Origin of the sequence: Chitinophaga sp. (assembly GCF_036566945.1) — a bacterium.
Classification (GTDB): domain Bacteria; phylum Bacteroidota; class Bacteroidia; order Chitinophagales; family Chitinophagaceae; genus Chitinophaga.
The window spans coordinates 1-2,108 of the sequence record NZ_DATCVJ010000033.1 but is presented as its reverse complement, the minus strand read 5'-3'; the positions used below and the strand labels follow the sequence as shown (position 1 = coordinate 2,108).

The 2,108-nt window shown below is 41.6% G+C and carries 3 protein-coding genes; all 3 read right to left on the bottom strand.

The features are described from left to right. Positions 1–41: 41 nt before the first annotated feature. Positions 42–1,094 carry a relaxase/mobilization nuclease domain-containing protein gene (locus tag VIP81_RS00970; protein WP_331956604.1) on the bottom strand — a complete coding sequence of 351 codons (1,053 nt, stop codon included), beginning with the start codon at positions 1,092–1,094 and terminating at the stop codon, positions 42–44. Continuing rightward, positions 1,091–1,471, bottom strand: a complete 381-nt coding sequence (locus VIP81_RS00965; protein ID WP_331956603.1) for a plasmid mobilization protein — start codon at positions 1,469–1,471, stop codon at positions 1,091–1,093. Before VIP81_RS00965 ends, VIP81_RS00970 begins: the two co-directional genes overlap by 4 nt. A 122-nt stretch (positions 1,472–1,593) precedes the next feature. Continuing rightward, positions 1,594–2,108 (bottom strand): toprim domain-containing protein (locus VIP81_RS00960; RefSeq protein ID WP_331956602.1); only part of this gene is annotated, 515 nt, incomplete at its 5' end.

Sequence of the window (2,108 nt, the reverse complement as noted above, 5' to 3'; positions counted from 1 at the left end):
TCAATTATTTAGAAATGCATTGAGGCGAATGGTGTTCTGGTTTAGTGATGCATACCTCTATTTCGAGATTGTTGTTTTTTTCTCCTTCTCTTAATACCCTCTTCCGTTAGCTCATAGGGCAAATAGTTAGATGTGTCTACCGGCTGTAAAAGCAGCTCTATAAGGTTACTCAATTCCCTTATTACGGAAACAACGGGCGAACTTTCCATGTATGCCGCCTGCTGCGTTTCGCGCAGTATTCTTTGAGCAGGGGATAACGTTTGTTGCTTTGTGGTACTGTGCTGGATAGCTGCTTCGTATATCTTTTGTTCAGCATGTTTACTTACCAGTTCTTGTTTTAGGGTTAAAATTCTTTCTATTTTTGCCAGCGAAAAACCCACCTCACTACCTTTTGTTTTTACCTTTTTATCATCAATAATGGAAATCCCACGGCCTTTAATCAACTTGTACCCTAAAGTCCGCATCCCCTGCTCAAATTCGGAATAGCTACCTACCTTCTCTAAGGTCTGCCGAATATCAGTTTTTAGTTTTTCCTTCCGCAAATCCTGCCGGGGCAATAACCTGTCTTTAGGAGATAAAAAAGCACGAGGGCTTAAAACTTCCTGTAGTTTGTACTGTTTTTCCAGCCTGCGGCAAAGGGCGGCCATTCTTTTATAGCTACTGCTGTCACTGGCTACTTTCCCGTTAAATCCTACCCGGTTAGCGGCAATATGAATATGCTGTTCATTGGTATCTTTGTGCAGCACGCAGATGTATTGGTTATCCGCTATGCCAAATTCTTTTGCGCATTCCCGACCGATTTCCATTAGCTTGTCGTTGGAAAGACTTTCACCGGGAGCCAGCCGGAGCGACAAATGAAGTACCGGTTTTTCTACCCGTTTGCTCAATTTGGCTACATCTTTAAAGTCTTTTGCCAGCTCATTTTTATTACCAAAGCATTTGTTATAAAACAATACTTCTGCTCGATCCTTGTGCTGCAAGTTGTCTTTTTGGGCAAGCTGCTGTTTCTGTTCCTCGGAAAGTTCTTTCTTATCTTCCAGGCAATATCGAATACAATCGAAAAAAGAGCTTCCGGTTCCTATATATCCGATCATTGTAAATAGACTTTAATTTGTGATGCCAACTTCTTTAATTCCTCCGATTGCACTTTCAAACTAATCCGTTCAATTAGGCTTAATTGTTCCATGCTATTTCTCTTTTTGGCGATTTGATTAAGGTTTGCAGCCATGTGGTTTAGCATAGCAGAGAGGTCTAAAACTTCTTTCGGCAAGGCCTTTTCTTGCCTGTCAATTTTTCCGGTCATGGATATTTCCCGCAAATATTCGGAAATGGAAAGGTTAACACTTTTGGCCCGTTCTTCTATAATACGCCTTTCATATAGACTACATTTGACGGCTATTAACTGATCTTTTTTTACCGCCTTTTTTGGGCGGCCTCCCTTGTTCTTGGTTTGTGCATTCTGCTGCTCCATATCAACCTCCTCTTTTATTTTTTGAATGCGATAGCATGAAAAAAATTTCTCACCGAATGCGCTAGCATGAGGTGAGCCAGACGTTTTGGTTTTACCAAAACATAGCTGGCTACCTAAGCGAGTTAAAACCTTCTGCTTATCCTTTGGCTCTTTCTTTGGCTCTGGTGATGCTGAATAAGCCAGTCGTTTAAATCCTTCCGGTTGTGATAAAAGTCGCTCCGGTCTATGTACTTGTTACCATCCCATTGCAAGGCTTTTCGGGTATGATTCACCCCGGCTGTATCTCTGTCTAGGATCAAATGCACCTGCTTATATTGTTCCATCAGGGGACGACTTTTTTCAAAGAAGGAAAGAGAATTTAAAACAAGACAATTTGTCAATGGGGCTTGCTGGTTTCTATTGATGGTGCAAAAAGATAGGAAGCTAAAGAAGCCTTCAAAAATGGCAATCTGTTCTGTGTGGTTGTCTACAAGCGTTATTTCCTTTGGGGCGCTACTACCTTTAAAATTTTCGCTCCGTAGTTCATATCCTCCGGCATTGTTTTGGAAGCCGATAACGGTATGCTTCTTCCCATACAAAAGAAAATCCACCTCTTTGCAAAAGCGGCTGGCAATTTCCACCGGGATACATCTTTTTT

Coding starts and splice junctions, on each gene's coding strand:
- VIP81_RS00965 (WP_331956603.1), bottom strand. CDS start 1,471: ATGGAGCAGCAGAATGCACAAACCAAGAACAAGGGAGGCCGCCCAAAA.
- VIP81_RS00970 (WP_331956604.1), bottom strand. CDS start 1,094: ATGATCGGATATATAGGAACCGGAAGCTCTTTTTTCGATTGTATTCGA.